The 8611-nt window shown below is 36.2% G+C and carries 7 protein-coding genes; 1 reads left to right on the top strand and 6 read right to left on the bottom strand.

Features of this window, described 5'->3' with window-relative positions; all coding sequences use genetic code 11:
- Positions 1-218: 218 nt before the first annotated feature.
- The 5 genes from lonB to KFD70_RS22645 all read right to left on the bottom strand — a co-directional run bounded on the left by lonB (position 219) and on the right by KFD70_RS22645 (position 6585).
- Complete coding sequence (gene lonB, locus KFD70_RS22625) at positions 219-1889, bottom strand: ATP-dependent protease LonB (protein ID WP_336450262.1); 1671 nt, start codon at positions 1887-1889, stop codon at positions 219-221.
- Between the two features lie 106 nt (positions 1890-1995).
- A complete protein-coding gene (gene clpX, locus KFD70_RS22630; RefSeq protein ID WP_018764399.1) occupies positions 1996-3255 on the bottom strand; it encodes an ATP-dependent protease ATP-binding subunit ClpX in 1260 nt (419 codons plus the stop codon).
- Between the two features lie 268 nt (positions 3256-3523).
- Positions 3524-4807, bottom strand: a complete 1284-nt coding sequence (gene tig, locus KFD70_RS22635; protein WP_336450263.1) for a trigger factor — start codon at positions 4805-4807, stop codon at positions 3524-3526.
- Positions 4808-5139: 332 nt separating this feature from the next.
- Positions 5140-6138 (bottom strand): hypothetical protein, encoded by a 999-nt coding sequence (locus KFD70_RS22640; protein WP_336450264.1) that lies wholly within the window; start codon positions 6136-6138, stop codon positions 5140-5142.
- Positions 6139-6336: 198 nt separating this feature from the next.
- Positions 6337-6585, bottom strand: a complete 249-nt coding sequence (locus tag KFD70_RS22645) for a hypothetical protein (protein WP_336450265.1) — start codon at positions 6583-6585, stop codon at positions 6337-6339.
- 523 nt (positions 6586-7108) lie between these two features.
- Between KFD70_RS22645 and KFD70_RS22650 the strand changes: the two genes are divergently transcribed.
- The gene (locus tag KFD70_RS22650; protein WP_174098826.1) at positions 7109-7723 is read left to right on the top strand and encodes a PH domain-containing protein; all 615 of its coding nucleotides are present in this window, start codon (positions 7109-7111) and stop codon (positions 7721-7723) included.
- A gap of 305 nt (positions 7724-8028) precedes the next feature.
- Here KFD70_RS22650 and KFD70_RS22655 read toward each other — a convergent pair.
- A partial coding sequence (locus KFD70_RS22655; protein ID WP_431613421.1) for an IS200/IS605 family accessory protein TnpB-related protein occupies positions 8029-8611 on the bottom strand: 583 nt, incomplete at its 5' end.

The raw sequence follows: 8611 nt of genomic DNA on the forward strand, positions 1-8611 counted from the left end.
ATTAAACTCCTGTTCAACTATTTTATATTACAATACATCTTGATGCAATTGCAGAGATTCCTTGCAATTGCAAATCCCCTACTTTTTCTTTCTCCAAAAAAGAAAAAGGGACCCCGCTTAAGCATACAAACTTAAACGAAGTCTGGCAAATATTATTATATTCTAGTTGCTGCTCACCTTAGATGAAATCGTCTATTACAACCTTATTCGGTTTCATATTACATGGATTGTACGTCACCTTCATCAACCTGATGACGCACATTGATTTCACGATGCAAGTTTTCCTGTACGAATGTTAACTCAAAAACTTCCTTCAATTTTCGAACAGGTATAATTTCAATACCCTTTATCGTATATAAAAATGGTTGCATATTTTCAGCAGGGATAATTACCTTTTTTGCTCCCGCCTTTTTTGCTGCTTTCACTTTTGCATATACGCCACCTACTGGCTTTACTTCACCATGAATACTTATTTCTCCTGTCATCGCGATTTCATTATTCACATAAACTTGATGGAGAGCAGAGTATACCCCTGTTGCCATTGCGATTCCTGCTGAAGGCCCATCAATTGGAACGCCGCCTGGGAAATTAATATGTATATCATATCCTTCTGGCAACAAATCAAGAGAACGCAGCACTGTCAACACATTATCAACTGAGCCTTTTGCCATACTTTTGCGTCGGATTGATTTCGTTTGACTACCAATGCTCTCTTCTTCCACAATCCCTGTAACATTTATCGTACCTTTTTCCGTAGCTGGTATTGCTGTTACTTCAATTTCTAATAGTGCTCCTGTATTCGGTCCATATACTGCAAGTCCATTCACAAGACCAACCTTCGGAATTGGATAAATACGCTTTTCATATTTTGGAGTAAGCTGACTAGAATGAACGACCCATTCAATATCCTCATCTTTAATAAATGAGCGTTCCTCATTAATTGCCATTCCAGCAGAAATTTGCACAAGATTAATGGCTTCTCTTCCATTCCTTGCATACATTCCAATTAATTCAATACCTTGTTCCCCGATTTCCATCTTTACTTTTTCTGCTGCATTCTTCGCTACTTTTTGAATTTCTTCCGTATCGAGTTCACGGAAGAAAACTTCTAGACAACGAGAGCGAATAGCCGGAGGAATTTCATCTGGAGAACGAGTTGTCGCTCCAACTAAGCGAAAATCTGCTGGTAAGCCTTTTTGAAAAATATCATGTATGTATGTTGGAATCATTGAATTTTCTTCGCTATAGTATGCACTTTCTAGAAATACTTTACGATCTTCTAATACTTTTAGCATTTTATTCATCTGGATTGGATGCAATTCACCAATTTCATCAATAAATAAAATACCTCCATGCGCATCTGTTACAGCACCTTTTTTCGGCTGCGGAATCCCCGCCTGTCCCATTGCACCTGCACCTTGATAAATCGGATCATGCACCGAGCCAATTAACGGATCAGCAATTCCACGCTCATCAAAGCGAGCCGTTGTTGCATCCAGTTCAATAAATGTTGCGTTCATACGAAATGGTGATTTTTGATTTTTCTTCGCTTCTTCTAACACAAGACGCGCCGCTGCCGTTTTTCCTACTCCAGGAGGGCCATATATAATGACATGCTGCGGATTCGGTCCACAAAGCGCCGCCTGTAATGATTTAATTCCGTCCTCTTGCCCAACAATATCTAAAAAAGATGTAGGGCGTACCTTTTCAGCAAGCGGTTCTGTTAAAGAGATTTCACGCATTTTGCGAAGTTGTTCTAATTCTTTTTTTGATTCTCGATCAATTGAAACTTTTTGTGTTCGCTGGTTTCGAAGCAAATGCCAGAAATACAATCCGACAATTACGCCAAAAACAAGTTGAACAAGTAAGAATATATTTGTCCAGCTCATAATTCATTTCCTCCCGCTATGTTTTACCATTCAGTATTTCCTGGGAGGAATCGTGCTAAACATAATAAGAAACAGCAATTATAAAAATTGCTGTTTCTCACTTATACTATGCAGATGTTTTTGTATCAAGCACAGTACCGTCTTGCAGCACCAACTTTGGTGGTGCATTGTCCGCTACTGTTTCTTTTGAAAGAATACACTTCTCGATATCTTTACGAGATGGAAGTTCGAACATTACATCTAGCATTAAGCCTTCAATAATAGAGCGAAGTCCACGAGCACCTGTTTTACGTTCAATTGCTTTTTTAGCAATTTCAATCAGTGCTCCTTCTTCAAATTCAAGCTCGACATCGTCAAGCTCCAATAATTTTTGGAACTGTTTCACAAGTGCATTTTTCGGTTTTGTTAAAATATCAACAAGAGCACCTTCATCAAGTGGCTCTAGGTTCGCAATAACTGGAAGACGACCAATAAACTCTGGAATTAAACCGAATCGTAAAAGGTCTTCTGGTAACACGTGAGATAAAACATGCTTTTCATTTACATCAGCATTTTTCTTCTCTGAACCAAATCCAATTACTTTTTCACCAAGGCGGCGTTTAATAATTGGCTCAATGCCATCAAACGCACCACCACAAATGAATAGGATGTTCGTTGTATCAATTTGAATAAACTCTTGATGCGGATGTTTACGACCACCTTGAGGTGGAACGCTTGCCACAGTACCTTCTAAAATTTTCAGAAGGGCCTGCTGTACACCTTCACCAGATACATCACGTGTAATTGATGGATTTTCTGACTTACGCGCCACTTTATCAATCTCATCAATATAAATGATTCCTTTTTCCGCTTTCTCTACATCATAATCAGCTGCTTGGATAAGTTTTAGTAAAATGTTTTCTACATCTTCACCTACATATCCAGCTTCTGTTAAAGATGTTGCGTCTGCGATTGCAAATGGAACATTTAAAATACGTGCTAATGTTTGTGCCAATAGTGTTTTACCACTACCTGTCGGCCCAATAAGCGCGATATTACTTTTCGCCAATTCTACATCATCGATTTTGCTGTTAGAATTGATGCGTTTGTAATGATTATATACCGCAACCGCTAGTGCTTTTTTCGCATTATCTTGTCCGATGACATACTCATCTAAGATTTCACGAATTTCTACCGGTTTCGGTACATCTTTGAATTCTACTTCTTCGTCTTTTGCAAGCTCCTCTTGCACAATCTCTGTACAAAGCTCAATACACTCATCACAAATGTAAACACCTGGACCAGCAACAAGCTTTCGGACTTGCGTTTGTGTTTTACCACAGAAAGAACATTTTAATTGCCCTTTTTCATCATTAAATTTAAACATATTTTCACACCCCTTACAAAGTGCTAATCTCTTGCCTTCGTATGTACACGATAAATGTATCGTATGTAAATACATATTATGTCACTACGTGGCGAGAAATACAAATAATATGACTAGTTATGTACAAATAAAAATTTTTTAAAACTTTTGAAATATGTATATTCGACTTTAGAAGGCTCATTTCCTTCTTCATCGAAAAGTTTTATAAATATATTTATATCTATATTTATAAAACAAGGCACGATTAAAATCGCGCCTTGTTATTTTATTATGCAGCTTTGCTGTTGTCTACTAAGAAGTCTACAGCTTTACGAACTTTAAGGTCTTCAGATAAAGCATCTAAGCTTCCAAGAGCTTGTGTGATAGCGTCAACTGGCATGTTGTACATTGCAGCCATTTTTTCAACTTCTGCAGTTACTTCTTCTTCAGTAACTTCGATGTTTTCAGCTTCAATGATCGCTTCAAGAACAAGGTTGATTCTTACACGTTTTTGTGCATCTTCTTTCATTTGTTCTTTTAACTTGTCAGCGTCAGTACCTGTGAATTGGTAGTAAAGCTCAAGGTTCATACCTTGTTGGCTTAAGCGTTGTTCGAACTCACGAACCATACGATCTAACTCAGTTTCGATCATAGCTTCTGGAATTTCGATTTCAGCGTTAGCAGCAGCTTTTTCTACTACTTCGTCACGAACTTTGTGCTCAGCTTCGTGCTTTTTGCCTTCTTCTAAGTTTGTACGAAGTTTTGCTTTTAACTCATCAAGAGTTGCAACTTCTTCGTCTGCATCTTTAGCGAACTCATCGTTTAACTCAGGAAGTTCTTTTGCTTTAATTTCATGAACTGTTACTTTAAATGTTGCTGGTTTACCAGCAAGTTCTTCTGCATGGTACTCTTCTGGGAATGATACTTCAACGTCTTTTGATTCGCCAGCTTTTAGACCAATTAATTGCTCTTCAAAACCTGGGATGAATGTACCAGAACCGATTGCTAGAGAGTAGTTCTCGCCTTTTCCGCCTTCGAATGCTTCGCCATCAACGAAACCTTCAAAGTCGATTACAGCTGTATCGCCGTTTTCAGCAGTACCGTCTTCTTTAACAACTAGTTCAGCTTGACGCTCTTGTAAAGATTTTAATTCATTCTCTACATCTTCGTCAGTTACAGTTGTTTCAACTTTTTCTACTGCTAATCCTTTGTATTCACCTAATTTAACTTCAGGTTTTACCGTAACTTTTGCAGTGAAGATTAAGTTTTCATTTTTCTCGAATTTCTCGATGTCGATTTCAGGATGAGCAACTGGGAAGATACCAGTTTCATCGATTGCTTCACCGTATGCTTTTGGTAAGATAATATCTAAAGCATCTTGGTATAAAGATTCAACACCAAAGCGTTGTTCGAATAACGGACGAGGCATTTTCCCTTTACGGAAACCAGGTACGTTAATTGTTTTTACTACTTTTTTGAACGCAGCGTCGATAGAGTTGTTTACTTCTTTAGCATCAACTTCGATTGTTAAAACGCCAACGTTACCTTCTAATTTTTCCCATTTTGCAGCCATTTATTCTTTCCCTCCAACTATAATAATGTATGCACATACCTCTACAGATTGAGCTTTCATTATTTCTTTTTTAGAAACAACAAAAGCGCGAAAGCCTATTGTTTCAGGTTTTTCAACCTTCTAGCAACAAGCTTTAAACCACGTAATTCTCAATCTATTATTTGTCTATAAGACAAACACGGTATATTTTGTTCGAGAATAATATGAAACATATTAAGTAAGAGAATTATACTTCTCTCCTCTTACAAACAGGCATAATTCAGCCTTTTGCAACCCTTACATTATAACATAGAATATTCTCGTTTCAATAACTGAACGATTCTTTTTCGTAATTATACTGGTAAATGCCCTTCTCTTTCCACACGTAAAAACCATTGATAAGCAATATGAAACTCCTCAACCGTAATATTATACGCTGCCATCAGTTCCTCTTCATCGATTATCAATCCAAAACGTTTTCTTCCGATTCTCTCTAAAACAGCAGCCCATACTTCATGCTTATCCATTAATAACGGGAACGGGAAAATACTAGTTTGCATTTCTCTCCAATATGTAATAATTGCCTCAAATATATCAGGATGATCATTTTCTAATCGATTAGATAATATATGTATAACTTTTTTCGAATACTCATCATTATGACCCAAATGAGCTGGGATAATCATTATTCTTTCGCCAAATTTCTCTACTTCTATTTCTTCTTCCATACGCTTTTCTACCATTTTGTATATAATGGAAGTTTTTAAATACGGATGTCGCGTTTCATCAATAAGAAATTTCTGTAAAGCTGGCAAAGCTTTTTCAAGATCTTTAAGTAATAGAGCATTAATCACTTGCAATTGTTGCCCAAAACTTTCCACAAATAGATTCTCCGAGAATTCTTCCAAATCAAAATCTGATTCTATTGGTGGTGCTTCCTCACCACTTAGCATATTCTCAGCAAACTGGGCAAGTTGCGCTAATTTTTCTCTTTGCTCTACGGTCAATTCTTTCTTCTGCAAAACCTCTTCAACAGTTTCAATTACACCTACATAATCATTTGTTTGAACTAAAATTGTAACGTATGTTTCAAGAATATCCCCAAACAAGACTGTCCCTGTTTCAAGCAACTCCTCACATCGTTCTTTCGATTCTTCCATTCGCTTTAATTCTAATAAACAAATAACTGAAGCTAATTCTGTTTGTTCTGTTTCTCCATTATACTGACGCAATATTTCAAAACAGCGCAATGCATCTTCGAACTTTCGCTCCCGCAGCGCCAAAAACCCTTGATCAATATAACGATCCGACAACTGTGGAAACAATACGACCGTATTTTCCTTTTTATCCATACGTCCGCCTCTTTTTTTAGATTTTAAATCTCTTCAAAGTAAATATAACAAATGACTGTTAAGAAAACAACATTCCAAATACATTTATTTGAAATATGAAAATATTTAACTTTTATAATTAAAATGAAAAAGTTACATCAAAAAAACCTCTTTATACACAGTAAAAAACCTCAGCAAATAACGCAGAGGATTTTCTAATCAATGGAAAGCTTTTATAATTGTAGGATATACGAAAAGAGTAATGATTTGGAGAACAATAATTGTAACAACAATCATGCTAAAAAAGAAGATTGACTTACTTTGTTTCATCAGAAACATAATAATAAGCATAATACAGGCAAGTAAACACATAAAAAATAAACTTGTAGTGGGGCTCAGTATTCCACTTGGGACAAATAACAATAGTATAACACTACAGACACCTATAATTCCGAATAACCATTCCATTCATCTACCCATTCCCTCTCATAACGATTCTATCTATGCTACTAAATGTTTTACGATATCAATTACATCTATTAATTTCTCATATGCAACAAATCCAAAAGCTACTGTTAAAGCTGTTACAACTAACCCTTTCATTTTTTATTCCTCCTCGTTTCATCTTTGTTACCTCCATTATAAAGAACTGACCATTTGTTACCATCGAACTTCCTTACATCTACCTTACAGAATTGTAAGATTTCAAATATGAAATAAAACCACTTAACATAATTGAAAGTGGTTTTTACGGAATTTCTCTATAGTTATCTACAAAATGAACGTTCTTTTCTTGCTGATTCTTCGGAGGGTCTATTCGTAAGCTAATTGATTTACTAAATGATTTCGGATTAAAGTTATTCTCTAAACAAAGTTCGGTAATTCGTTCACAATCCCTCCTTCAAAATTTTCATTTAAACCATATAAATTTTCCGCAAAAAATGATAGTATATTTTCGTACAATTCAGAACACAAAAAGGGGATGATACATATGTTCAAAAAAGTAGCTGCTGATGTTCTTGGGCTAAGCGATGTAGGTTCTGTAATCACACCGAAAGATTATGATAAAGTCGATGCCGATGATTATGTTATGCATGAAGATGGGGAAAAAATTTATTTTCTCATTAAATCAAAATCAGATGAATATTGCTTTACAAACAAAGGTTTAATTCACTTAGATGGCACGAGTGCAGCGAGTAAAAAACGCACACTACGTCGCTTTAGCTACAGTAAATATCAAATTAGAAATGTAGCGCTAGAAACTGCTGGCACAATCGATTTAGATGTAGAAATTAAGTTCCATATGGGTGATGAATATTACTCCATTGATGTTCATAAAAAACATATCGAAGAATTAAAAGATCTATATAAAGCCCTTCTCAAAATCGAGGAGATTTCATACGAGAACGATATTACATTACAATACGCTCATAAAAGCTTAGACATGGCTTCTAACACATTTAGCCGCATTACAAATGCACAAGTTAATTTAGCAGAGCAATTTAAAGAAATGAACCAAATTGCGTTTAATTGGCTTGTTGATACGAAGAAGCAATATAACGTGAAAGATTATGGATTCGTGTTTGAGAAATTTATTAATAACTAATTTAAAGATAATTGAACTACCCCCACCTACCTCTACAAGAGCTTGAGGTGGGGGATTCTCCTGTCTCTGTCCTCACAAAAACAGTTCCTCTCGTTCAACAAAGAGGATACAACGATATAGAGTTCAGTAGTGTCTATATGGAATGTAAGACGACCCATTCTATCTTCCGACGAAAGGCAAACAAAATAGGTACAACTACTTTTTCTTATATCGAGGCTAGAACACTTTGTCATGCATCCAGTTCCTAGACTTATTATCTGCTCTGGTAATAAGCGTAAAAATCTGGGACAAAGTGTTCTTCTTTATCATACAGATAGTTTTGCTAGTTTTTTCTTTTCATTTTCAAACAAGTGTAATCGCTCGATTTGTAATGCCTCTTGCGGTTGATCTACATCATATAGCTGATAGAAATGATGCGTGCGAATATCCAATTGATTGTTTAATTGATGCCAATGACTCCAGTGGTGCGCTTCTTTCTTTGGAATATAAGATTTCAGAACCCGAGGCACTTTTTCTTTATATCCTAATCCACGACGACCAATTATAAAGGCCGCGGATTGATGAATAGAAATCCCGAATTTTCGCATGTATTTCATCTTTCCGGAGATTGAAGTATAAGCGGGATTCACTTGAAAGACAGCCACGCCCCTTTTATCTGCACGATTCAGAATGGCACTTGTCATCTTCTCATATGCAAACATACTCTTCATCCGATTCACATGTTTATTTCCATATCGATTCCCTGTTTTCGATTGGGTCGTATCTAATTTCTCTAGTACAATTGGTTTGTTATACCGCTCCGCTAAGTCCACTAAGCGAATCACTTCCACTTCGATGATTTTTGTGATTTGTCCTGTAGATTTACCCATAATAGAAAAATGAAGGGAG

The organism is Bacillus pfraonensis, from assembly GCF_050768835.1.
Lineage (GTDB): Bacteria > Bacillota > Bacilli > Bacillales > Bacillaceae_G > Bacillus_A > Bacillus_A pfraonensis.